Annotated in this window: 17 protein-coding genes and 2 rRNA genes; 15 read left to right on the forward strand and 4 right to left on the reverse strand. The window is 49.5% G+C overall.

Translation table 11 applies throughout. The features are described from left to right. The first annotated feature begins 262 nt into the window (after window positions 1–262). The 6 genes from sat to NSS95_RS00490 all read left to right on the forward strand — a co-directional run bounded on the left by sat (window position 263) and on the right by NSS95_RS00490 (window position 6,252). Window positions 263–1,417, forward strand: coding sequence for a sulfate adenylyltransferase (sat, locus tag NSS95_RS00465; RefSeq protein WP_019722045.1), 1,155 nt, complete (start codon window positions 263–265; stop codon window positions 1,415–1,417). Between the two features lie 33 nt (window positions 1,418–1,450). Next, a complete protein-coding gene (gene cysC / locus NSS95_RS00470) occupies window positions 1,451–2,056 on the forward strand; it encodes an adenylyl-sulfate kinase (protein WP_340713720.1) in 606 nt (201 codons plus the stop codon). A gap of 199 nt (window positions 2,057–2,255) precedes the next feature. Next, window positions 2,256–3,737 (forward strand): amino acid permease, encoded by a 1,482-nt coding sequence (locus NSS95_RS00475; protein ID WP_340713721.1) that lies wholly within the window; start codon window positions 2,256–2,258, stop codon window positions 3,735–3,737. Between the two features lie 118 nt (window positions 3,738–3,855). Further along, complete coding sequence (locus NSS95_RS00480) at window positions 3,856–4,299, forward strand: YbaK family protein (RefSeq protein ID WP_014096473.1); 444 nt, start codon at window positions 3,856–3,858, stop codon at window positions 4,297–4,299. 91 nt (window positions 4,300–4,390) lie between these two features. Further along, window positions 4,391–5,104 (forward strand): N-acetylmuramoyl-L-alanine amidase CwlD, encoded by a 714-nt coding sequence (gene cwlD, locus NSS95_RS00485; protein ID WP_014096472.1) that lies wholly within the window; start codon window positions 4,391–4,393, stop codon window positions 5,102–5,104. A gap of 95 nt (window positions 5,105–5,199) precedes the next feature. Beyond that, complete coding sequence (locus NSS95_RS00490; protein ID WP_014096471.1) at window positions 5,200–6,252, forward strand: Mrp/NBP35 family ATP-binding protein; 1,053 nt, start codon at window positions 5,200–5,202, stop codon at window positions 6,250–6,252. A gap of 31 nt (window positions 6,253–6,283) precedes the next feature. Here NSS95_RS00490 and gerD read toward each other — a convergent pair whose 3' ends face one another. Next, window positions 6,284–6,838 carry a spore germination lipoprotein GerD gene (gerD, locus tag NSS95_RS00495; RefSeq protein ID WP_014096470.1) on the reverse strand — a complete coding sequence of 185 codons (555 nt, stop codon included), beginning with the start codon at window positions 6,836–6,838 and terminating at the stop codon, window positions 6,284–6,286. 254 nt (window positions 6,839–7,092) lie between these two features. Between gerD and NSS95_RS00500 the strand changes: the two genes are divergently transcribed. Continuing rightward, a complete protein-coding gene (locus NSS95_RS00500; protein ID WP_340713722.1) occupies window positions 7,093–7,728 on the forward strand; it encodes a KinB-signaling pathway activation protein in 636 nt (211 codons plus the stop codon). Between the two features lie 258 nt (window positions 7,729–7,986). Here the strand turns inward: NSS95_RS00500 and NSS95_RS00505 are convergent, their stop codons facing one another. From NSS95_RS00505 to NSS95_RS00515, 3 genes are all read right to left on the reverse strand, one after another. Continuing rightward, window positions 7,987–9,051 (reverse strand): C45 family peptidase, encoded by a 1,065-nt coding sequence (locus tag NSS95_RS00505; protein ID WP_340714039.1) that lies wholly within the window; start codon window positions 9,049–9,051, stop codon window positions 7,987–7,989. 119 nt (window positions 9,052–9,170) lie between these two features. Further along, a complete protein-coding gene (locus NSS95_RS00510; RefSeq protein WP_046721139.1) occupies window positions 9,171–10,091 on the reverse strand; it encodes a helix-turn-helix domain-containing protein in 921 nt (306 codons plus the stop codon). A gap of 1,324 nt (window positions 10,092–11,415) precedes the next feature. Then, entirely contained in the window at window positions 11,416–12,156 is a 741-nt protein-coding gene (locus NSS95_RS00515) for a polysaccharide deacetylase family protein (protein WP_014096467.1), read from the reverse strand. A gap of 138 nt (window positions 12,157–12,294) precedes the next feature. Here NSS95_RS00515 and NSS95_RS00520 point away from each other — a divergent pair, with 138 nt between their 5' ends. From NSS95_RS00520 to NSS95_RS00555, 8 genes are all read left to right on the forward strand, one after another. After that, window positions 12,295–12,522 carry a hypothetical protein gene (locus tag NSS95_RS00520; RefSeq protein ID WP_014096466.1) on the forward strand — a complete coding sequence of 76 codons (228 nt, stop codon included), beginning with the start codon at window positions 12,295–12,297 and terminating at the stop codon, window positions 12,520–12,522. 331 nt (window positions 12,523–12,853) lie between these two features. Next, window positions 12,854–14,245 (forward strand): cytochrome ubiquinol oxidase subunit I, encoded by a 1,392-nt coding sequence (locus NSS95_RS00525; RefSeq protein ID WP_061086391.1) that lies wholly within the window; start codon window positions 12,854–12,856, stop codon window positions 14,243–14,245. Continuing rightward, on the forward strand, window positions 14,245–15,255 hold the full coding sequence (gene cydB, locus NSS95_RS00530) for a cytochrome d ubiquinol oxidase subunit II (protein ID WP_014096464.1): 1,011 nt from the start codon (window positions 14,245–14,247) through the stop codon (window positions 15,253–15,255). Before NSS95_RS00525 ends, cydB begins: the two co-directional genes overlap by 1 nt. A 328-nt stretch (window positions 15,256–15,583) precedes the next feature. Further along, on the forward strand, window positions 15,584–17,332 hold the full coding sequence (gene cydD / locus NSS95_RS00535; RefSeq protein WP_014096463.1) for a thiol reductant ABC exporter subunit CydD: 1,749 nt from the start codon (window positions 15,584–15,586) through the stop codon (window positions 17,330–17,332). Continuing rightward, window positions 17,307–19,031 carry a thiol reductant ABC exporter subunit CydC gene (gene cydC, locus NSS95_RS00540; RefSeq protein WP_014096462.1) on the forward strand — a complete coding sequence of 575 codons (1,725 nt, stop codon included), beginning with the start codon at window positions 17,307–17,309 and terminating at the stop codon, window positions 19,029–19,031. Before cydD ends, cydC begins: the two co-directional genes overlap by 26 nt. 213 nt (window positions 19,032–19,244) lie before the next feature. After that, a complete protein-coding gene (locus NSS95_RS00545; protein ID WP_026684497.1) occupies window positions 19,245–20,033 on the forward strand; it encodes an SDR family NAD(P)-dependent oxidoreductase in 789 nt (262 codons plus the stop codon). Window positions 20,034–20,499: 466 nt separating this feature from the next. Beyond that, a 16S ribosomal RNA gene (locus NSS95_RS00550) occupies window positions 20,500–22,053 on the forward strand. Window positions 22,054–22,218: 165 nt separating this feature from the next. Continuing rightward, window positions 22,219–25,151 (forward strand): 23S ribosomal RNA (locus NSS95_RS00555). Together the 16S and 23S rRNA genes form the textbook arrangement of a ribosomal RNA operon. Window positions 25,152–25,545 lie beyond the last annotated feature (394 nt).

A 25,545-nucleotide genomic window follows, 5' to 3' on the forward strand; every position in this document is an offset into this window, starting at 1 on the left:
CTTGACGATTTGATGCAGCGTGTAGACATCACGGAGATACTTGCTTGCCCTTGAAGGAAGTCTTTCAGTCCAGGGCATATCATGAGCGGTCGAGAAGCTATACCAGGATTATTTAAATGATTACGGCGAGCTGTACCGTGATCCGCCAAGATCTGCAAAAAAATAAATGCAAAAATAATCTGTTTAATGCTAAAATAAATATTACGGAAGTATTCCAATTGTTTTTATAGGAAAAATGCAAACGAGTGGAGGAAATTGGAACATGGCTTTTTCAACGAGCATCCCGCACGGCGGTATATTGGTAAACCGGGAAAACCACAGTGCGGAAGCTTTAAAACAGGCAGAACAATTACCGGCATTAACCGTTTCCGACTGGAGCATCTCCGACCTGGAACTGATCGGTATCGGCGGCTTCAGCCCGCTGACCGGGTTTATGGGGAAGCAGGATTATGAAACGGTTGTGGAAAATATGCGGCTTTCAAACGGCCTTATCTGGAGTATTCCGATCACGCTTCCCGTAACAGAAGAGGAAGCGGAAAGGTTTGAAACCGGCGAAACGCTCGCATTAAAAGGTGCAGACGGCGTGATCTACGGCACGCTCACACTGGAAGAAAAGTATACAGTGGACAAAGAACGGGAAGCAAGGCTCGTGTACGGGACAACCGACCCGGCGCACCCCGGCGTTAAACGCTTATATGAAAACGGGGATGTGTATCTTGCAGGGCCGGTTACGCTTTTAAACCGCCCGAATCATGACGAGTTTGCCGCTTATTATAAAGATCCGAAAGAAACAAGGGCATTGTTCGCATCCCTCGGCTGGAAAACGATTGTCGGCTTCCAGACGCGCAACCCGGTCCACCGCGCCCATGAATACATTCAGAAAAGCGCGCTTGAAATCGTTGACGGGCTGCTTTTAAACCCGCTTGTCGGCGAGACAAAAAGCGATGATATTCCGGCGGATATCCGGATGGAAAGTTACGAAGTGATTTTGAAACATTATTATCCAAAAGATCGTGTGCGCCTTGTTATTTACCCTGCCGCCATGCGCTATGCAGGCCCGCGGGAAGCAATCCTGCATGCGCTCGTCCGTAAAAATTACGGCTGCACCCATTTCATTGTCGGCCGGGACCATGCCGGTGTCGGCGATTATTATGGGACGTATGAAGCACAGGAACTGATCAGCACTGTGGAGCAGGAACTGGGCATCACCATTTTAAAATTTGAGCATGCGTTTTACTGCACGAAATGCGGCAATATGGCCACAACGAAAACCTGTCCGCACGGAAAAGAAGACCATATTCATTTGAGCGGGACAAAAGTGCGCGAAATGCTGCGCGCCGGCCAAAAACCGCCGAAAGAATTTTCCCGGCCGGAAGTGGCAGAAGTGCTGATCAAAGGGATGAAAGTGCACAATTAAACGTCCGCAAATCATAAGGAGGGAACCGGCCGCATGGCGAAAGCAACCAATATCACATGGCATGAAACCCAAATTAAAAAAGAAGACCGCCGGAGGTTAAACGGGCACTCCAGCGCAGTCCTCTGGTTTACCGGGTTATCCGGGGCGGGGAAATCCACGCTGTCCGTCGCCGTTGAACAGGAACTCCACAGGCGGGGGATCCGCACGTATATCCTTGATGGCGATAATATCCGCCACGGGTTGAATAAAAATCTCGGGTTTTCCCCGGAAGACCGGAAAGAAAATATCCGCCGCATCGGAGAGGTGTCAAAACTGTTCGTGGATGCCGGCGTAATGGTGCTGACGGCGTTCATTTCACCGTACCGTGCTGACAGGGACATGGTGCGCGAACTGGTCGAAGACAATGAATTCGTAGAGATTTACGTGAATTGCCCGCTGGAAGCATGTGAACAGCGGGACCCGAAAGGCTTATACAAAAAAGCCCGCAATGGGGAAATACAAAATTTTACCGGTATAGATGCCCCTTATGAAGCCCCGGAACATCCGGAACTTGTCGTGGAAACCGACAAACAGCCGCTGGAACAGTCTGTCGGGCAGGTGATCCGCTTTTTGGAAGAAAAAGGGTACATCGAAAAGTAGCCGGTTTTATAAACGGCAAACGTGCAGCAGGTGCAAGACCTTGCTGCACGTTTTTCTACATAGGGATGTAAGATTATGCAACAAAATGCTGGAAATATGCAAAATCCTGTTTTCATCCGGAATTTTTTGTGCTATGGTATGGACGTTGTGATTTATTTTAACCCGATGCGTATGATAGATAAATGGAGATGAACATACGATGGCAACACAAAAATCCGGCCTGAAACGGCGTTTAAAGGCGCGGCATCTGACCATGATATCACTCGGCGGCTCGATCGGGACCGGGCTTTTTCTCGGAAGCGGCGCCGCGATTTACCAGGCGGGCCCGGGGGGAGCGCTGCTTGCCTATTTGGTTATCGGTGTGATGGTTTATTTTATTATGACAAGCCTCGGGGAACTGGCTTCATTCATGCCGACAAGCGGGGCATTTAGTACGTATGCAACCCGCTTTATTGATCCGGCGCTCGGTTTTGCGCTCGGCTGGAATTATTGGTACAGCTGGGCCATTTGTCTTGCAGCGGAACTGTCGGCATCGACTTTAGTCATGAAATTCTGGTTTCCACACAGCCCCAGCTGGTTGTGGAGCGGCCTGTTTTTGCTCGTAATTTTTCTTTTGAACATTTTGTCCGTGAGAGGCTATGGCGAAGGAGAGTACTGGTTTTCCTTTGTCAAAGTGGCGACCATTATCCTTTTTATTGTCGTCGGCTTTTTGATGATATTTGGCATATTGGGCGGGGAACCGGCCGGCTTTAAAAACTTTACAATCGGGGATGCGCCTTTCCACGGTGGCGCGCTTGCCGTGCTTGGCGTGTTCATTACAGCCGGATTTTCATTCCAGGGGACGGAAATTGTCGGCGTTGCAGCCGGGGAAAGCGAGAATCCGCGCAAAAACGTGCCGAAAGCAATCAAAAGCATTTTCTGGCGCATTTTGTTGTTTTATGTCCTTGCGATTCTTGTCATCGGGCTGATTATTCCTTATACGACAAAAAGTTTGCAAAGTACGGATGTAATGGTGAGCCCGTTTACGCTTGTCTTTAAAAAAGCGGGGCTTGCGTTTGCTGCATCTTTGATGAATGCGGTCATTTTAACGGCTGTGCTGTCGGCGGGAAACTCGAGCCTGTATGCTTCCACAAGGATTTTGTATGCAATGGCGCATGAAGGTCAGGCGCCGAAGTTTTTCGGCAAACTGAACAAACGCGGCGTGCCGGTCGCAGCCCTTGTTGCCACGACCATTGTCGGCGCGCTTGCATTTCTCGCATCCGCATTCGGGGACGGCGCCATTTATATCTGGCTGTTGAATGCAGCGGGCGTCACGGGCTTTATTTTCTGGCTCGGGATTGCCGCCAGCCATTACCGTTTCCGAAAAGCGTATCTCGCCCAGGGACGTTCACTTGACGATCTCCCTTACCATGCGAAATGGTACCCGTTCGGCCCGATTTTTGCGCTGATTGTCGGGGTGATCGTTATTCTTGCGCAGGATTATCAGGCATTCCTCGGCGGCCGTATCGACTGGATGAGCGCCATTGCCGCGTATCTCGGCATCCCGCTTTTTGCCATCATGTGGCTCGGCTACAAGCTCGTAAAGCGGACAAAAGTCATCCCGCTTGAGGCATGCCGGATTGATGACCAGGGATTTGACCAGGAGCCGGAGCATACTGAAAAAAAGGATGCGCGCCCTTAAGCGGTGTGTTGGCCGGGAGCACGCACCCATGTTGCAATATCGATTCCTTGTTTGGAAATCATTATAAAGTATCGACGCCTCTACGCCCGCGTACAATACCGGTAAGGAGTGGGTAGAGATGAATGAAGTCATTACCACCCTGTCTGCGAAAAGACGGGAGAGGCAAATGAAAGCGGAACGCAATTTGCTCCGCGAACTGCCGGTTGAAGTGCTGAAGAAAAGCTTCCAGTCCCATTTCGGTTCGTTCCGGATCAACGGGGGAGCGTGGATGGAGCAGGGGATCGAAGAAGGGTGTTACGATGTCGCCATTGAAGCCTATTTATTGGGCGGCCATTACAGCCGGTTCGGGTATTACGGCGAGCCGGCCGAGCAGGCAAAGAAACGGTGCGAAACCGAATTAAAGCATATTACAGATACTCTGTACAATTTTTGGCTTTATTGGACATTCGGCAATGATACGATGCAGGAGTCCATTTACTATACATGCGAGCAGTTTGCCGACTACTTTTGGTCTTACGGCTTTAAAAAAGGCGAACAAAGGCGGAAACTGCGGCTTCATTAGGGGATGCCCGTTTGCGGCTCCCTTTTTTGCAGTTCTATTTTCCTCCCTTGTCCCATAACTTTTCAATAAGGACAGGGAGAGGGAGATTGTGATGAAACGGAAAATCAAAATTGCGGGGTTTCTGCTTGGTGTCACCCTTTTATTTTTACTTGTGCAGTTTGAGTTTTTCCAAAAAGATACGTGGCGCCCGTGGAATCTGCCGCTTTCCGGGAAAATCATCTATCTGGATCCGGGGCACGGGGGGCCGGACGGCGGGGCAACGGGAGATGAAGTGCTGGAAAAAGATGTTGCCTTAAGTGTGGCGGCCAAAATCAAAGACTATCTTCAGCAGCAGGGCGCGCTTGTTATTATGACGCGCGAAACGGATACAGACCTTGCTGATAACGAGACAAAGGGCTACAGCCGCCGCAAAGTGGAGGATTTAAGAAAAAGGCTTTCCCTGATCAACGAGTCGGAAGCGGATCTTTTTATCAGCATCCATCTGAACGCCATTCCGCAATCACAGTGGCACGGCGCCCAGACTTTTTACGCCCCGACTATGATTGAAAATAAAAGGATCGCCACGTTTATCCAGGCGGAGCTGGTCCGGAATCTCGAAAATACAAACCGGGCTTCCAAAACATTGTCTAATGTGTATTTGCTGAAGCATGCGAAAAAACCGGGCTGCCTTGTGGAAATCGGGTTTTTGTCCAATCCCGGGGAGCGGGAGCAACTAAAGTCCGACGCATACCAGACAAAGGTGGCAGCATCCATTTATGAAGGGATTATGCGCTACTTTACAAAAGAAAAGGATTTAAAGAACTGACAAGCATCCGGAGCCGTTCCAGCGCAAAACACTGCCATTGTATGGTATACTGGAATCAAGCTGGAAACGACTTCATTTTAAGGATGGTGTAGAAAATGTTGACGGAACAACAGGTTTACGACGTGTTAAAAGGGTTTGAAGATCCTTTTTTACATAAAACGCTCGAAGAAACAAAAGGGATCCTCGAAATCAAAATCAAAGAAGAGATCCAGCATGTCAGTGTCAAAGTGGCGATTGCCAAAACCGGCACAAGCGAACAGCTGCAGCTGCAGATGGCCATTGTGAAAGCATTGAAAGGGATTGGCGCGAATACAGTCGGCATCCGTTTCGGCGAACTGCCGAAAGAAACGCTCGACCGGTTCCGCGATTTGTTGCAGGAAGACAACAAAAACCCGCTCGGCTCCGCCAAAACGGAATTTATCGCCATTGCAAGCGGCAAGGGCGGCGTTGGGAAATCGACCGTTTCCGTCAATTTGGCGGTTGCACTCGCCCGCCTTGGGAAAAAGGTCGGCCTGATTGATGCCGATATTTACGGATTCAGCGTGCCGGACATGATGGGCATTATGCAGCGTCCGGTTGTCCGCGGAGAAAGAATTATCCCGGTGGAACGGTTCGGGGTCAAGGTCATTTCGATGGGCTTTTTTGTAGAAGACAATGCGCCGGTGATCTGGCGCGGGCCGATGCTTGGCAAAATGCTGAACAATTTCTTCCATGAAGTGGAATGGGGCAACCTCGATTATTTGCTGCTTGACTTGCCGCCGGGCACCGGGGATGTGGCGCTCGATATCCATTCGATGCTGCCGCGCTGCAATGAGATTATCGTGACAACCCCGCATCCGACTGCGGCTTTCGTTGCGGCACGGGCCGGCGCGATGGCACTCCGGACGGAACACAATTTGCTCGGTGTCATTGAAAATATGGCTTATTTTGAAAGCAAGGTGACCGGCGAACGCGAGTATGTATTTGGTCGCGGCGGCGGGGAAAAACTTGCCGAAGAATTGCGGACCGAAGTGCTCGGTCAGCTCCCGCTTCAGCAGCCGGACTGGAATGAACATGATTTCGCGCCGTCCATCTATGCCGAAGACCACCGGCTCGGAAAAATTTATACGGAAATCGCACAAAAAATTGTGGACAAGCTGAAAAAATAAATGTGGAAAGCGGCGGAGCCAAATCCCGCCGCTACTTTTTGTCTTTCATCGTTTTCGCCGCTTTCAGCAGACTGTCTTCCATTTTCGCTTTAAAAGCCGGGTCATTAAACGTATCGATGACAACCTCCTGCATGGTTTTCCGCATTTCTTTGCTCTTTAGCATCGTTTGCACTTCTTTTTCGTAAGCCGGGTCTTTTAAAATATCCATCATCATTGCCTGGTAATCCGGATCCTTCATCAAACTTTTCAACAGCGCTTTGTTTTCAGTTTTCATGCTGTCTGCAACCGCGGCGGCAAATTTCGGATCCTGCATGGCTTCTCTCCAAAAAGCCTTGCCTTTATCGGAAGTTAATGTTTGTTCGATCGCTTCTTTCATGTACGCCTTGTCAATGACCAGATTCTTTTTCATTCCGTCGCTTGTAATCACGTCCTGCAGCGCTTTTTTTCCTTCATCGGTTTTCAATATGTCAATGACCATTTTTTTCGTCTGGTTATAATCCGCTTGCCCGCCTGTTGAAGCCTCGCCCGAGCAGGCTGTAAGGGCAGCGCAAAGGCTGATCAGGAGCAAAACGGTTCTTGGTTTCATGCTTTTGGCTCCCTTCTTCATTCTATCTTTAATATGTGAAGTTCTTTTCGGATTATGCGCTCGGCGGGGAGGCTTAAAAGCACTGGAATTTTTTCCCGGGACCGGAGCCTGATCGTGCTACAGCTCTGCAAAAACCGGCTTCATCGTGCGGATTGGTAAAACAGTACAGTTGGGAAAGCCGGCATGATGTGCTGGATTTTTCTCATGATTCTCTGTTACAATAAAGGTACTTTAAAGGCAAAGGGGGATGGGGATTGACAAGCCGGAACTGGGTTCGTTTCTTTTTTGCCGCTCTTGCCATCGGAGGGGTGTCAGCCGGGATTCTCGGGTTTTTCGTCCGCTGGCCGGAAATGGCGCCTTATTTTGCACATGCGGATCTTTTGTCCATCGCTGGCGCGTTTTTCTGGTTTGCGGGGTTGGGCTTGATTTTCAGTCTTGTCAGTCAGGTAGGTTTCTTCGCCTGGTTAACCGTGCACCAGCTCGGGCTTGACATTTTCCGTTCGCGGCTTGTTTGGCAGGCCATTCAGCTTGTTGCAGCCTGTTATGTACTGTTCGATTTTGTGTACTTCCGCGCGGATACCCGCCAGTCCCTGCTGTTTGCAGCACTGATCCTTGTGTCCGCGTTTGTGGCGGCAGCTGCTAAGACGAAGCAGGCAAAAAGTGCAGGGGCTTTTATTCCTGCCTTGTTTTTCATGGTGGCAGTGACCATTCTCGAGTGGGTGCCAGCTTTGCGTGTCAATAGCATATCCTCGCTTTATCTTATGCTTTTCCCGCTTCTCATCTGCAATGCTTACCAGCTGCTTGCGCTCCCGCATTTTTTAAAGCGCTCCCAAAAGGAAAAAGAGGAGAAAGCATTGCGCAAGATCGCAGAAGAAAAGACGGCAAATTAAAACCGGAGCCTGATGGGGTATCCGGTTTTTGCTGCCTGGGCAGTAAATGCATAAAAATTTTCTCAGCTGGCGTACAATATACACGATAACAGTGGGAACGCTTGAAACGCCCGCGGCCCATGAAAAAAGCAATAGAAGAGTCCATGGCTTCTGCTCCATACGACACAGAGCACCGGATGATTCCATTTTTGCAACCGCAGCATTTTTCCGGTAAAGGATGCCGCGGCCGGAATCCATGGTTCATGACCGCGGTTTCGATCATTTTTGAAACCAGTCGGCCCCTTTGTCCATATGGAGGAAGGGGATATCCGTATCCACTTCGCCGGTGATCTTTTCAATGGGCAAGTCTTCTCCTGACAGCCATTTGGCAAAGTCAATTTTCACCGGCTCGCAGTCACCGCCTAAAGCGAACCAGGCTTCCATTTGCTTTGGCAGGTAAGCGGAAGTATGGATTGTGCCCGCCCAGCTAGCGTATAGTTCTGAAAAAACGCCTTTATCCCGGCTATTTAATAATTGAAACGCGTCCCGGGCGCTGGATAGATGCCCTTTTTCCTGTTCCAAAATGGCGGTTCTGCGCATCGAATCGCTGAGATGATGCCGGTTTTCTTTGCTGAGGGTTTCAAAATGATTGGTGCAAATATCTCCGTTCCGCACGGCGACCGCGCGCGGAGAGGCTTCGACAATCCGGGTTTCCCCGCTTTTATCATAAACGACATAGCTGAATGAATGGCGGTGCGGAATTTCTTTTAACATGGCAACGGCTTCGTCAATATTTACGCATGATTCCAGCAGCAGCCTGCCAATCATGCAGCAAATAAACCCGTCGCCGGGACTTTTTCGATGGATAAACGTATAGCCGATGGCGAGCCCTTTTTCATTCATGCCGTCCATCCGCCCGGTGACGCGCTGGCTCGGCCCGGCAATCGCGTACCCCTGGTCGGTTGGCTGGTACAGGACATAGCGTCCTTCATAGGTTTTAGGATGGTAATCATAGTTGCGGATGAGATAGCCATCGCCTGTTAAAATCGAGCAGCCTGATTTTGTGTAATCCACCCGGTAGCCGCCAAATTCCTGCAAAACTTTTTCCATCGGCCATTTCAGTGCTTCCTGCAATCCGCACAACTCGTCCCAGATTCCGGGTGCAAAGCGGGTGATTGCGTCTTTCGTTTCGTTAAGGTCGATTACAAACCGCGGTTTTCTGACTTTCCATTGATTGTCGCGGTTTTGGATGGAAAGGGATTCTTTTAATGCAAGCCCCTGCATATAACCGAATTTTTCATGTGACCCGCGAAATTGGACCACCGTGCTGAAAATTTGCCTCATCATTTCAATTCACCTGCAAACCCATTGGGATATCCTTTCATATCATTTATTTTAACACATTCTGTTTCTTTTCCTCCCCAAGCGGGTTTGCGGCAACGTTTATTCGGCCTGTAATCATTTCAGGCCTCTATTCTCTTGCATGGCATTTGAAAATCAAGAATGACCTGTTTGGCGCCACTTTCAAGCGGGTTGCAAAAACGGCTGACCGTGTAAAATTCAACCCAGTAGAAATGTTGATAGTCAAGTGTATAGCCGTTTTTTTGTACCATGCCGGAAATGAGGATGAATGCGTTGCTAATGATATCATCAAGATTCTTTGCGCCAATCTGTGCCTTTGCAATGGTTCCGCCTTTGATGATTTTCCCTGTCATGCCTTCAGGGATCGGGGTCCCCACCTTGAAATACTTGCCGATGATATACGTTTCGCCAAGCCCGGTGTCATTTGCAAAATCGGTCATATAACCAAGGCCGATGCAGTCTTTCATGCCTACGCTGTATTCATGAAGTTCATGAAGCTTTTTGTCAAATCCCCGTTCCCAAAAAACTTTCCACAGTTCGCTGGTAGTGACGCCAAAATCCTGATTGCTGATGCCGATCAGGAGCACATCTTCTGTCGTCAAGTATTCGATTTTTACCAGTTCTGCCATCATTCTTCTTCCTTTCATCACGTAATAGGTGTCATTGTCTTTAAAGGAAAGCGGAGGAAAAGCTTTTTCTTGATAAATTTCATCGGTAATCATGGCAGGCGGCACTAGAAATTGTTCCTTGAACGCCCTTGAAAAGGCGGAACTGCTCTCATAGCCGCACTCCATTGCTGTTTCTGTTACATTTTTCCTTTTAGAAAGCAGCATTTCCGCAGCCAGCGTGAGTTTTCGCTTGCGTACATATCCGGCCAATGAAATATTGCAGATATACGTAAAAATGCGTTGGTAAAGCCCCAAAGGAATACCCGTAAATTTTGCAATTTTTTCGTAATCTGCATGCATGATATCTGCTTCAAGCATATCAATGACCTGCTGTGTTTTATCTAGAACTTCCATTGTAACGCCCCCTTCCCCTTTCATTATGCAATACAATCGCACAAACCCGCTTTACATTTTTTGTACAACTTTTGTCGATCCGTATGGAACCAGGCTGGCTACCAATTTCCTCCCACACAACGTCTTCAAAGGAATGCCGGGAAATTATTGAAATGGTTCTGTTATTTAAGGCTTGCTGAACACGCAAAATTCCTAGATTTGGCAAGGATGCTGACAGTTTTGGCATAAATTTAATGCGAGGTTTTTATAAAAAATGTAGGAAAAAGCTTGCACTTGAAACGCACCCTATGTGAAGGAAGGCCGTCTTTTTTTCGTGCTTTCTTAACATAGACGCCCTCTATGTGAAGGAAGGCCATCAATTTTCCACCCTTCCTTAACGTAGACGGGCTCTATGTTAAGAAAGGCCGTCAATTTTTCATGCTTTCTTAACGTAGACGCGCCCTATGTTAAGAAAGGCCGTCAATTTTTCGTGCTATCTTAACGTAGCCCTCTATGTGAAGAAAGACCTTCAATTTTCCGTGCTATCTTAACGTAGACGGGCTCTATGTGAAGAAAGGCCTTCGTTTTTGCTTGCTTTCTTAACGTAGACGGGCTCTATGTGAAGGAAGAGCCTCGTTTTATCGTGCTTCCTTAACGTAGGGCTTGCTGAGCACGCAAAATTCCTAGATTTGGCAAGAATGCTGACAGTTTGGCAAAAATTTAAATGGGTTTTATAAAAAATCCAGAGAAAAGCTTTCACTTGAAAGCTGATTCAAGGTATAGAGAAGACAGAATCGCATTTTTAAAGGTGAATTTTTCTTTATTTTAAGACAGAACTTGTTGACAAATTGGGTACAAACTCAGAATTGGATTCGTTCAGCAAGCCCTATTTAAGGGGAGAGTGATGCATCAGTAATATAAAGGTTGAAAAAGAAAAGTTCGGTCATTCAAGATGGATATCTAAAAAGAGGGGAAACAAGCGAAAATGATACAAAAAATGGGTGAACCAAAATCCACTCTAACGCAACTTACAGGAAGAGACTGGACGATAACTATAGGGGATAGTTTTCGTAATCTGTTTTTCCTGTAAAGTGAAATTGCTGTATCGAAATAAAGATGTTGCTAAGCCTAAAATTGTTATGTCTCCTTTGACCCTGAAACACTCTGAAAGCAGAAAAAAGCTGAGACCCTGCGTTGGATCTCAACTTTTTAAAAACAAAGAAAGCCGTAACTACGAGTGTTAGGCAAGAAGACAGCACAACCTACCACAGGATGATCTTCTTATAATAGAAACGGGGGATCTCAATCCAGCGTTGCCATGCAACCCGTCCGGGAGCCCTGGCCTTTAAGGAATCACTTTCGTTTCCGCTTTGCCGTTTGCAATCATTTCAGAAACGGTCACAAATTTTCCTTTATCCGACAAGTGACGGATGATTTGCGGCAGGGCTTTGTTCGTCTGCTTTGCGGCATCAGAAGCGTGCAGCAGGATGATATCCCCGTTTTCGGCTGTGCTTGCTTTTTCAATAATTTTTGCGGTGCCCGGGTTTTTCCAGTCATCGGTGTTGACGCTCCAGTGAACCATTGTAAGCCCCAGTTGGTCCGCAATTTTTAATGCCGTTTTGTCAAAATGGCCGGTCGGGGAACGCAAAAGTTTTACATCCTTTATTTCAAGTTTTTTAAACACTTCTTGTGCCTTCTGCATATCATGCCGCACTTTAGCCGGTTCTTCATCCGTGTAATCCACATAGGCATAACCGAGGCTTCCGATCTCATATCCGGCTTTTTCAATCCTATTCACAATATCCGGGTGCTGTTCCGCCCACGCGCCTGACAGGAAAAAGGTTGCGGACTTTACGCCGTTTTTCTGCAGCGTTTTCAAGATAGGGACGGCTTTTTCATCGCCCCAGCCAATATTAAAAGTTAACGCAATGCCGTTTTCTCCTTTAAAAACGGCTTTCGGGGTGCCTTTTGCTGAAAAAGCTGCCGTCTGCGCCAGCGTTTGGGTATAGATCAATAAGGCAGTAAAAAACGAGACAATGACAATGAAAAGATACGGTTTCCAGTTTCGCGATTTCGTATGGTGCATGATTCAACCTCCCGTTAAAAACTGCACTTGTCTTATTGTATGCGCCATTTTTTCAGGATTATGCAAGGAAAAGTGCTGTGATATTTCCCTTAAATTTGGTAAAAATAGACGTACCATGAACAGAAAGGGTGCATGCGGGTGTTAGGTCTTGTCGTCCATGAAAAAGAGCTGCTGGAACTACAGTATTTATTGAAAAGAGAAATGGAAGAAATTTTACTTGACCTGAATGATGAGCGGATTGAGCGGGTCATCAAAAGGGCCATGAAAGAACGGTACCGGATTCTTTTTAAGCTCCTGACAAAAGTCGCGCCCCAAAGCGAATATGCCCAATTCGCCGTGTCCTATAGGCGGGAAATGAAACAGTAAAGAGCGGAGGCAGCCGCTCTTTTTTTTACGGTCTTTTGGAAAAGAAGAAGCGAAGAGCGTTCTGGAAAAAGGGAAATCACGGACCTTGACCGGAAAGAAGGACGCGAGTTGTCCCGGCCGCCCGGGTGAGCCGCACCCTTTTGATCACTCTTTCACAAAAAGTCAATAGGCCTGGAAGAATAATTTTCCAGAAAAATAATTTGTCAAATAATATTCGACAGTTTTTAACCGAATTGTCACATGGCTCCTATCTGTACCATAAAAAGATTAAATATAATATAAGTGTAATGATAAAGTAACGGAAATATGGAAGAGGAGGGGATTTTGGGAAATGAGTGAAGTCATATTGGCACGGACCCAGTTTGCAACGACAACCTTGTTCCACTTCATTTTCGTGCCGCTTTCAATCGGATTGGCATTTATTGCCGCTGTCATGCAAACGCTTTACATGGTGAAAAAGAAAGAAATTTACAAGAAAATGACGAAGTTTTGGGGAACCTTTTTCCTCATCAACTTCGCAGTCGGAGTGGTGACCGGGATTATCCAGGAATTCCAATTCGGGATGAACTGGTCGACCTACTCGCGGTTCGTCGGGGACGTATTCGGCGCACCGCTTGCGATTGAAGCGCTGCTTGCGTTCTTTATGGAGTCGACTTTCATCGGCCTGTGGATTTTCGGTTGGGACAGACTACCGAAAAAACTGCATCTGGCCTGCATCTGGCTCGTCTCGATCGGAACGATGCTGTCGGCGCTCTGGATTATGGCCGCAAACTCGTTCATGCAAAACCCGGTCGGCTATACGATTCACAATGGCCGTGCCGAAATGAACAATTTTGCCGCCGTGCTGTTGAATCAAAAATTGCAGGTGGCTTACCCGCACATTATTTTCGGCAGCCTTGCCACCGGTGCGTTTTTCATCGCCGGCGTTTCGGCTTGGAATTTGATCAGGAAAAAAGAAGTGGCCTTTTTCAAACGGTCTGTTGCCATCGCACTTATTGTCGGTCTTCTCAGCGGGCTCGGCCTTGCCTTTTCCGGGCACAGCCAGGCACGTTATCTCATTAATGTCCAGCCGATGAAAATGGCTGCTGCGGAAGGCATTTGGCAAAACACCGGGGACCCTGCGCCATGGACATTGTTTAGCGTCATTGATACGAAAAATAAAAAGTCGGAATACAGGGTGCAAATTCCGTACTTGCTGAGCTACTTATCCTATGGCAAATTTTCCGGATCCGTCAAAGGGATGAACGAGCTGCAAAAAGAATACACACAAAAATACGGGGCAGGCAATTATATTCCGCCTGTAAAAACAACGTTCTGGAGCTTCCGGATCATGGTTGCCATCGGCGGCATTATGATCCTGATGAGTTTGATCGGCCTGTACCTTGTCTGGAAGAAAAAAATTGAAAACAGCATGCGTTACTTGAAATGGCTGTTCCCTTGCATGTTTATCCCGACGATCGGCAACTCGTTCGGCTGGATTATGTCTGAAATGGGCCGGCAGCCATGGGTGGTAAACGGCTTGATGAAAACAAGTGCGGGCGTTTCGCCGAATGTTTCGGCCGGCGAGCTGCTGTTTTCACTGATTGCGTTCTCGATTGTCTATACGCTGCTTGCCGTGGCAATGGCTTACCTGTTTATCCGCGTTATTAAACAGGGCCCGCAGGCAAAATCGATGGATGACATTACTGCATCGGATCCTTTCAATACAAGGAGGGTTGTATAATGCAGTTAAATGAATTGTGGTTTTTGCTCGTTTGTGTGTTATTTGTCGGATTTGTATTTCTGGAAGGTTTTGATTTCGGAGTCGGGATGAGCACAAAATTCCTTGCCAAAAATGAGACGGAAAAACGGGTGCTCATTAATACGATCGGGCCGTTCTGGGATGCCAATGAAGTATGGCTCCTGACAGCGGGCGGCGCCATGTTTGCTGCTTTCCCGAACTGGTATGCCACGCTTTTTAGCGGCTATTACCTTGCCTTTGTCGTCCTGCTGCTTGCGCTTATTGCCAGAGGGGTTGCCTTTGAATTCCGCGGCAAACTCCAGGCAAGCAAATGGAAAGGTATTTGGGACTGGGCCATTTTGCTTGGAAGCCTCCTGCCGCCGTTTTTGCTTGGTGCTCTGTTTTCCGGGATGATCAAGGGGCTTCCGATTGACCGCTCGATGACGATGCATGCCGGATTTTTCGACATCGTCAACCTCTACACGATCGTCGGCGGGCTTGCTTTTGTCGCTCTTGTCTATCTGCATGGCCTGATGTTTATCCGTTTAAAAACGGATGGCGAAATCCGTGAACGTGCCGGAAAAGCCGCGATCAAAATGTATATCGCTACAGGCGCCGTCGTTGTCCTGTTTACCGTATTAACCGCTGTTTTTACAGACGCGTTTGTGAAACGGGGTGCCATTTTAATTCCGGTCTATGCCGTTGCCATCGTGCTTTATCTGGCACTGTATCCGCTTTTGCGGAATAAAAAAGAAGGATTGAGTTTTGCCGTAACCGGGTTGATTTTAATTCTTGTAACCGTCTCGTTTTTCATCGCACTTTTCCCGAACGTGCTGATCAGTTCAATGGGGGCGGCGAACAACTTGACGCTTTATAAAGCATCGTCAAGCCCGTATTCGTTAAAAATCATGACGATCGTCGCATGCACGATGGTACCGGTCGTGCTCGCTTACACGATTTGGAGTTACTACGTCTTCCGGAAACGGGTTACACCGCATGAATTGCATTATTAAAAAAGTTCAGGGGGCGGGGGTTAAAGATCGCCGTCCACTGCTCACCCGGGGAGCGGATTTCGGGCAAACCGGGTGTTTTCTTTTTCATTCGGCACCGTTTGGACGGGTGCGGAGAGAAGCAGATCAATACGGGAATAGGGAATGGATACTACTCCTGGAATGGAACCTTTTGGATGGGTACGGAGAGAAGCAGTCCGCATATTGCGGATTGAAGCAGGAACCTGGCACGATCTTAGGGACTCCGTACAGGTGAAAATATGCCAATGAACGAATCAAAAAAGCCCTGCGTATGGCGGAATGGCCCCATACCGGAGAGGAGCTGGTGCGGATGGATAAACATCTGATGCAGTATAAAGGCAGCTTAAAAACTTTTATCATTGCCGGATGCCTGACGATGATCCAATCGGTTGCTATTATCGTGCAGGCAGTATACCTGGCAAAAGCGATTGTCCATTTATACAAAGGGGTGCCGTGGCAGGAAGCAGCGGCTGAATTTGGCATCTTTTTCGCCGCCCATCTCATCCGCCACTTTTTGCAGTGGGCAAAGTCGCGGGTTGCGTTCCGGTTTGCCGGCCGCACGTCCCTCCATTACCAAAACTTGCTCGTTGAAAAGCTGTTTCGCATCGGACCGCGCGCCATCAGCAGGCATGGCACGGGCAATCTGGTGACGCTTTGCCTTGAGGGCATTCCGGAGTTCCGTACTTATTTAGAGCTTTTTATTCCACGGTTTATCGCGTGCCTGACGATCCCGGCTGTTCTCCTTGTGTATATTTTTTCACAGGATGTTGAAACCGGGATCACGCTGCTGGTTGTCATGCCGATTTTAATCGGGTTTTTGATTCTGCTCGGGCTCGCCGCGCAAAAGCAGAAAGAAGCGAGATGGGAAACGTACCAGCTGCTTTCCCGCCATTTTGTGGACTCGTTAAGGGGGCTCGTGACGCTGAAATTTTTAGGGCGGAGCAAAAGCCATAAAGAAGCCATTTGGGAAGTCAGCAACAAGTACCGGATTGCCACAAACCGCACGCTCAGAATTGCTTTTTTATCGTCGTTTTCCCTGGACTTTTTTGCGACTTTGTCCGTGGCGGTCGTGGCCGTGGAACTCGGGCTCCGGCTGATTAACGGGCAAATCGGATTTGAACCGGCTCTTGCGCTTTTAATTCTCGCGCCGGAGTATTTTATGCCGGTCCGCGATCTCGGCAGCGATTACCATGCCACGATGAACGGCAAAGAGGCGGGCGAGAAGATCCACCGCCTGCTTGCCGAAAAAGAAGATTTTGGAAATGGGCTTTCTTTTCCCGTCCCGGTTTGGAACGAACACAGTACATTAACGGTGGAAGGGCTCGAAAAACAGTCGCCGGAAGAAAACCGGGCGATTTTGCAGGATGTCACGTTTACCGCCCGTGGGTTTCAAAAAATCGGCGTGATCGGCATCTCCGGTTCGGGCAAATCGACGCTGATTGACCTGTTATCCGGGTTCTCCATGCCGAATGGCGGACGGATCAGGATTGACGGCCTGGAAGTTCCGCATTTGTCCTTTACCGAATGGCAAAAGCAGGTGAACTACATTCCGCAGCATCCGTATATTTTTGCAAAGACCGTACGGGAAAATATTGCCTGGTATGCGCCGGATGCGCCGCTTGAAAAGATTGAGGAAGCGGCCCGGACAGCAGGGCTTTCCGACCTCATCGCCAGCTTTCCGAACGGGCTTGATGAAAAAATCGGCCAGGGCGGACGGGTGCTAAGCGGCGGTGAAGAACAGCGGATTGCGCTTGCGCGGGCATTGCTGGATGCACGTCCGGTTATGCTTTTGGATGAGCCGACTGCGCATCTCGATATCGAAACGGAACAGGAAATTAAACAGCTGATGCTCCCGCTTTTTGAACATAAACTTGTCTTTTTTGCCACCCACCGCCTGCACTGGGTAAAAGAAATGGATTTGATTTTGGTGATGGATGGCGGCAGGCTTAGAGAAGCGGGCACATACGATGAGCTGTACCGGAAAAAAGGCGCCTTTTACGAACTTGTCGAGGCGCAGCGGGGAGGGGTAGAACATGGCATACTTCAACCGGTATATTAAACCGTATATCCGTCAGTACCGGTGGCTGATGGTAGCTACTGTCCTGCTTGGCATTGTTGCTTTTCTTGCTTCATCGATGCTCACCTTTACGTCCGGGTATTTGATCACAAGGGCTTCCGAAATGCCGGTGACGATTCTTTTGATTTATGTCCCGATCGTCGGCGTGCGCGCTTTCGGGATCGCGCGGCCGGTCGCCCGTTATTTTGAGCGGCTTAGCGGGCATAATACGGTGTTGAAGATTCTTGCTGATATGCGCGTCAAACTGTATGAAATGCTCGAACCGCAGGCGCTGTTTATCCGCTCGCGTTTTCAGGCGGGGGATCTGCTCGGCACGCTTGCCGATGACATCGAGCACTTGCAGGACGCTTATATCCGCACCATTTTTCCTGTCGTGACGGCGCTGTTTTTGTTTTTATATTCTGTTTGCACGCTGGCTGCATTTGACTGGCAGTTTGCGTTATGGATTGCCTTATTAATGGGGATCGTCCTGTTTGTTTACCCGCTTTTATCCTTATATTTCATGAAAAAACGACAAATCGCGCTGAAAGAAACACAGAGCCGGCTGTACCGCAACGTCACGGATACTTTATTCGGCATCCGCGACTGGATCATCAGCGGAAAGAAAGAACGGTTTTTCAAGCAGTTTCATGAAGACAGCCAGGAAAGCCACGAAATGGAAAGGAAGATGTCCTTTTGGAATCATAACCGGAACTTTCAGCTACAGGTCATCTCGGGCATGATTTTAATATTTACCGGCATCTGGGCAGGGCATGCCGCAATGCATGGAGACATCGCCCCGACCTATATTGCGTCTTTTACACTTGTAACCCTTCCGATTCTGGAAGGCATCATCCCGGCATCCGCGGCGGTGGAAAAGATTCCGGCATACAAGGAATCCCTGCAACGGATTGACGCGATCCGGCAGTACGTCCCGGATAAAAGCAGGAATAGCGTAGTTCCTGGAGAGAAAGCGGATATCCGTTTGGAACATGTCTTTTACTATTATGAAAACGAACCGGCCGCAGCTTTGAACGATGTGTCACTCACCATTCCCCATGGGCAAAAAATCGCGGTGCTTGGCAAAAGCGGAGCGGGCAAATCGACGCTTCTCCATCTGCTGATTGGGGCGCTGCAGCCTGCTTCAGGGACCGTTTCCATCGGCGGGCATGCCCCGGCAGCATACGGCGAAGGGATTCACCAGCTGGTCAGTGTCTTGAACCAGAAACCTTATCTGTTCGCGACAACGGTCGAAAATAACGCTGCCCTCGGACGCCCCGGCGCCACATCAGAAGAAATAGAGGAGGCCATCCGGCAAGTCAAACTTGACCGGTATCTCCACTCCCTTCCAAATGGGATCCATACCCAAATGGAGGAAACCGGCCAGCGTTTTTCGGGAGGCGAGCGGCAAAGAATCGCCCTCGCACGGATCCTGCTGCAAAATACGCCTGTGGTCATTTTGGATGAACCGACTGTCGGGCTTGATCCCCTGACAGAAAAAGACCTGCTCGATACGATGTTTGAAGTTTTAAAGGACAAAACGGTGATTTTCATTACTCACCATCTGGCCGGGATGGAAAAAATGGATCAGATCGTCTTTCTGGATGAAGGAAAAATCGCCATGCAGGGCACACACGCGGCATTGATGGAAAACCATGCGCGTTACCGCAAACTTTATCAACTGGACCGCGGGGACGCTTGACCAGCCCCCGCTTTTTCCAGTGCCACTGTTGCAGCATGGGCGCCTGCAAGTGAATTTGCCGTTTTTTATTTCTGCCCGTGCCGCGAAAGAAGCAGATGGGTTATCTATCGCCGGTTGCAAAAAATAGACACAATTTTTGAAAGCGTTACCATTGCTTTCTTCTTTACAAACCATTACACTGAAGATGAACCGAATTTGGAAAGGGTGGCGCCAGTGCAAACATTTGATTTCACAGGAAAAGTTGCAATCGTAACCGGCGGTGGGGGAGGAATCGGCCGCGAAGCATGCTTGAAACTGGCTGCGGGCGGAGCAAATGTCGTGGTCGCTGATTTATCTGATGAATTGGGAGAAGAAACGGCTGGAAAAATCCGTGAAAATGGTGGGGAAGCGATTTTTGTCCGGACCGATGTTTCCAAATCCAAAGATGTCCAACATTACGTCCGAACTGCGCTAGATACTTATGGAAAAATTGATATTCTTTTAAACAATGCTGGTTGGGAAGGAAAGATGAAACCGCTCATAGATTATCCCGAAGAAGTATTTGATAAACTGATGGGCATTAATGTACGCGGCGTCTTTCTTGGTATGAAGTATGTGTTGCCGCATATGATCAGCCAAAAAAGCGGCACCATTGTCAATACGGCTTCTGTTGCCGGCCTCGTCGGCACACCGGAAATGGTGGCATACGGCGCCAGTAAGCATGCGGTGATCGGCATGACGAAAACGGCAGGAATTGAGGCAGCTCCGTCCGGCGTCCGTGTCAATGCGGTATGTCCAGGGGTTGTGGACACAGAAATGATGAGAAAAATTGAAAGCGGTTTTGCCGGAGGTGATTCAGCAGCTGCTGAACAAACGAGGCAGCAAATGGCTGCATCCGCCCCGACTGGCCGCTATACACAACCGGAAGAAGTGGCGAATGTTCTGCTCTATCTTGCATCAGACCTGTCTTCCCATATCATTGGGCAAACGGTTGTCATTGATGGCGGGGCAGTCCTTTCCTAAAGTCCGGCTGTAATATCTATTATAAGAAATAACAATTTCGATAAATGGAGGGAAGCTCCCGGGTATACCGTCTGCAGTATAACGCCTGGCTGTACAGCGTAAACAAGTTGATTTGGCTTCCCTCCGTAAAGCTGAAAAAATATATAAAATAAATAAAATCTCTCAGCTCTGTTGCCTGCTGCAAAAAGTATCGTCATGCAAATCGGTGCCCAGGCTTGATGTAAAAACTCAAGTTCATTTTATATAGAATAAAAATATACAAAGGCTGTTGACATCGATTTGCTATCTTGGTATATTAATAAATGTCGCTGCTTCACATGAGGCAGGACAGATAAAAAAGTGTTGACAAAGCACTTTATACTTGATATAATATAAAAGTCGCTGTTATGAATAAACGGCGAAGATTGTTCCTTGAAAACTGGACAAAACGAAACGTCAAATTCTTTTTGAGCTTTTATCAAACATCTTTACTGAGAGTTTGATCCTGGCTCAGGACGAACGCTGGCGGCGTGCCTAATACATGCAAGTCGTGCGGACCTTTTAAAAGCTTGCTTTTAAAAGGTTAGCGGCGGACGGGTGAGTAACACGTGGGCAACCTGCCTGTAAGATCGGGATAACGCCGGGAAACCGGGGCTAATACCGGATAGTTTTTTCCTCCGCATGGAGGAAAAAGGAAAGACGGCTTCGGCTGTCACTTACAGATGGGCCCGCGGCGCATTAGCTAGTTGGTGGGGTAATGGCTCACCAAGGCAACGATGCGTAGCCGACCTGAGAGGGTGATCGGCCACATTGGGACTGAGACACGGCCCAAACTCCTACGGGAGGCAGCAGTAGGGAATCTTCCGCAATGGACGAAAGTCTGACGGAGCAACGCCGCGTGAGTGAAGAAGGCCTTCGGGTCGTAAAACTCTGTTGCCGGGGAAGAACAAGTGCCGTTCGAACAGGGCGGCGCCTTGACGGTACCCGGCCAGAAAGCCACGGCTAACTACGTGCCAGCAGCCGCGGTAATACGTAGGTGGCAAGCGTTGTCCGGAATTATTGGGCGTAAAGCGCGCGCAGGCGGCTTCTTAAGTCTGATGTGAAATCTTGCGGCTCAACCGCAAGCGGTCATTGGAAACTGGGAGGCTTGAGTGCAGAAGAGGAGAGTGGAATTCCACGTGTAGCGGTGAAATGCGTAGAGATGTGGAGGAACACCAGTGGCGAAGGCGGCTCTCTGGTCTGTAACTGACGCTGAGGCGCGAAAGCGTGGGGAGCAAACAGGATTAGATACCCTGGTAGTCCACGCCGTAAACGATGAGTGCTAAGTGTTAGAGGGTTTCCGCCCTTTAGTGCTGCAGCTAACGCATTAAGCACTCCGCCTGGGGAGTACGGCCGCAAGGCTGAAACTCAAAGGAATTGACGGGGGCCCGCACAAGCGGTGGAGCATGTGGTTTAATTCGAAGCAACGCGAAGAACCTTACCAGGTCTTGACATCCTCTGACCTCCCTGGAGACAGGGCCTTCCCCTTCGGGGGACAGAGTGACAGGTGGTGCATGGTTGTCGTCAGCTCGTGTCGTGAGATGTTGGGTTAAGTCCCGCAACGAGCGCAACCCTTGACCTTAGTTGCCAGCATTCAGTTGGGCACTCTAAGGTGACTGCCGGTGACAAACCGGAGGAAGGTGGGGATGACGTCAAATCATCATGCCCCTTATGACCTGGGCTACACACGTGCTACAATGGATGGTACAAAGGGCTGCGAGACCGCGAGGTTAAGCCAATCCCAGAAAACCATTCCCAGTTCGGATTGCAGGCTGCAACCCGCCTGCATGAAGCCGGAATCGCTAGTAATCGCGGATCAGCATGCCGCGGTGAATACGTTCCCGGGCCTTGTACACACCGCCCGTCACACCACGAGAGTTTGTAACACCCGAAGTCGGTGAGGTAACCTTTACGGAGCCAGCCGCCGAAGGTGGGACAGATGATTGGGGTGAAGTCGTAACAAGGTAGCCGTATCGGAAGGTGCGGCTGGATCACCTCCTTTCTAAGGAAATTAAGGAAAACTTCGTTTTCCACAATTAAGTTTGACGTTTCCGTTTTGTTCAGTTTTGAAGGTTCAATCCTTCAGTATGTGTTCTTTGAAAACCGGATAGGAGAAACAAACCAAGTAAACCGAGAATCGCTTATTTTTGGATTTAAACCTTTTTATGGTTAAGTTAGAAAGGGCGCACGGTGAATGCCTTGGCACTAGGAGCCGATGAAGGACGGTACAAACACCGATATGCTCCGGGGAGCTGTACGTAAGCGTTGATCCGGAGATTTCCGAATGGGGAAACCCCCTGTCTTTAATTGGACAGGATTCCTGCCTGAATCCATAGGGCAGGAAGGGCACACCCGGGGAACTGAAACATCTCAGTACCCGGAGGAAGAGAAAGCAATTGCGATTTCCCAAGTAGCGGCGAGCGAACAGGAAACAGCCCAAACCGGAAGGCTTGCCTTCCGGGGTTGTAGGACACTCATATGGGAGTTACAAAAGAACAGGTTAAGTGAAGCGGCCTGGAAAGGCCTGCCGGAGAAGGTAAAAGCCCTGTAACTGACACTTCGTTCTCTCCCGAGTGGATCCTGAGTACGGCGGGACACGAGGAATCCCGCCGGAATCCGGGAGGACCATCTCCCAAGGCTAAATACTCCCTAGTGACCGATAGTGAACCAGTACCGTGAGGGAAAGGTGAAAAGCACCCCGGGAGGGGAGTGAAAGAGATCCTGAAACCGTGTGCCTACAAGTAGTCAGAGCCCGTTAACGGGTGATGGCGTGCCTTTTGTAGAATGAACCGGCGAGTTACGGTCTCATGCAAGGTTAAGCTGAAGAAGCGGAGCCGCAGCGAAAGCGAGTCTGAACAGGGCGAAAGAGTATGAGGCCGCAGACCCGAAACCAGGTGATCTACCCATGTCCAGGGTGAAGGCAAGGTAACACTTGCTGGAGGCCCGAACCCACGCACGTTGAAAAGTGCGGGGATGAGGTGTGGGTAGCGGAGAAATTCCAATCGAACTTGGAGATAGCTGGTTCTCTCCGAAATAGCTTTAGGGCTAGCCTCAAGCGAAGAGTTTTGGAGGTAGAGCACTGTTTGGACGAGGGGCCCTCATCGGGTTACCGAATTCAGACAAACTCCGAATGCCAAAAACTTATGCTTGGGAGTCAGACTGTGAGTGATAAGATCCATGGTCGAAAGGGAAACAGCCCAGACCGCCAGCTAAGGTCCCAAAGTATACGTTAAGTGGAAAAGGATGTGGCGTTGCTTAGACAACCAGGATGTTGGCTTAGAAGCAGCCATCATTTAAAGAGTGCGTAATAGCTCACTGGTCGAGTGACGCTGCGCCGAAAATGTACCGGGGCTAAACGTATCACCGAAGCTGCGGATGGACACCGTTTGGTGTCCGTGGTAGGAGAGCGTTCTAAGGGCGTTGAAGCCGGACCGGAAGGACCGGTGGAGCGCTTAGAAGTGAGAATGCCGGTATGAGTAGCGAAAGAAGGGTGAGAATCCCTTCCACCGAATGCCTAAGGTTTCCTGAGGAAGGCTCGTCCGCTCAGGGTTAGTCGGGGCCTAAGCCGAGGCCGAAAGGCGTAGGCGATGGACAACAGGTTGATATTCCTGTACCGCCTCTTCACCGTTTGAACGATGGGGGGACGCAGGAGGATAGGGCAAGCGCGACACTGGTTGATCGCGTCCAAGCAGTTAGGCCGGTGCGGAGGCAAATCCTTCGCGCCAAGGCGGAGCTGTGATGGCGAGGGAAATTTTAGTACCGAAGTTCCTGATTCCACACTGCCAAGAAAAGCCTCTAGTGAGGTGAAAGGCGCCCGTACCGCAAACCGACACAGGTAGGCGAGGAGAGAATCCTAAGGTGAGCGAGAGAACTCTCGTTAAGGAACTCGGCAAAATGACCCCGTAACTTCGGGAGAAGGGGTGCTTTTTGGGGTGTATGCCCCGGGAAGCCGCAGTGAATAGGCCCAGGCGACTGTTTAGCAAAAACACAGGTCTCTGCGAAGCCGCAAGGCGAAGTATAGGGGCTGACACCTGCCCGGTGCTGGAAGGTTAAGGAGAGGGGTTAGCCGTAAGGCGAAGCTCTGAACTGAAGCCCCAGTAAACGGCGGCCGTAACTATAACGGTCCTAAGGTAGCGAAATTCCTTGTCAGGTAAGTTCTGACCCGCACGAAAGGTGTAACGATCTGGGCACTGTCTCAACGAGAGACTCGGTGAAATTATAGTACCTGTGAAGATGCAGGTTACCCGCGACAGGACGGAAAGACCCCATGGAGCTTTACTGCAGCCTGATATTGAATTTTGGTACAGCTTGTACAGGATAGGTAGGAGCCTTGGAAACCGGAGCGCCAGCTTCGGCGGAGGCATCGGTGGGATACTACCCTGGCTGTATTGAAATTCTAACCCGCACCCCTTACCGGGGTGGGAGACAGTGTCAGGCAGGCAGTTTGACTGGGGCGGTCGCCTCCTAAAAGGTAACGGAGGCGCCCAAAGGTTCCCTCAGAATGGTTGGAAATCATTCGCAGAGTGTAAAGGCATAAGGGAGCTTGACTGCGAGACTTACAAGTCGAGCAGGGACGAAAGTCGGGCTTAGTGATCCGGTGGTTCCGCATGGAAGGGCCATCGCTCAACGGATAAAAGCTACCCTGGGGATAACAGGCTGATCTCCCCCAAGAGTCCACATCGACGGGGAGGTTTGGCACCTCGATGTCGGCTCATCGCATCCTGGGGCTGTAGTCGGTCCCAAGGGTTGGGCTGTTCGCCCATTAAAGCGGTACGCGAGCTGGGTTCAGAACGTCGTGAGACAGTTCGGTCCCTATCCGTCGCGGGCGCAGGAAATTTGAGAGGAGCTGTCCTTAGTACGAGAGGACCGGGATGGACGCACCGCTGGTGTACCAGTTGTCTTGCCAAAGGCATCGCTGGGTAGCTATGTGCGGAAGGGATAAGTGCTGAAAGCATCTAAGCATGAAGCCCCCCTCAAGATGAGATTTCCCACAGTTTGTACTGGTAAGATCCCTGAAAGATGATCAGGTTGATAGGTCCGGGGTGGAAGCGCGGCGACGCGTGGAGCTGACGAATACTAATCGATCGAGGACTTAACCAAATAGAAAAGCGGAGGTGCCTTGTTTAGCCCCGACAAGCGAATGTTCTGACCGGCATGGAGCCGTCTTTTGGCTCCGTGACGGGCAGGTTATTCGACCTCGAGGGGCTAGGCACCGGAGCTGGACAATAGAAAAGCGGAAGCGCCTCGCTCATCGGCGTACGGATTTCGGAGCTTTCGACTGAGATAAAGGAAACACGGCGAGCCCCTAAAGGCGAGCCGATGTTGACTTATCGTAGGGAGAAAGCGTAGAAATACGCTAGCCGATAGGCGCTGGAGCTAGACAATTCTCAAAGTTAGAAACGCATTCTCCGTTTACAGTTTTTTCTCCCATCCGGTTTTCAGGGAATCACATAATTCCTGTTGATAAGCAATGGAAACTTTGCTATAATGATTT

It is taken from the genome of Weizmannia sp. FSL K6-3076 (genome assembly GCF_038007245.1).
GTDB lineage: Bacteria > Bacillota > Bacilli > Bacillales > Bacillaceae_C > Weizmannia > Weizmannia faecalis.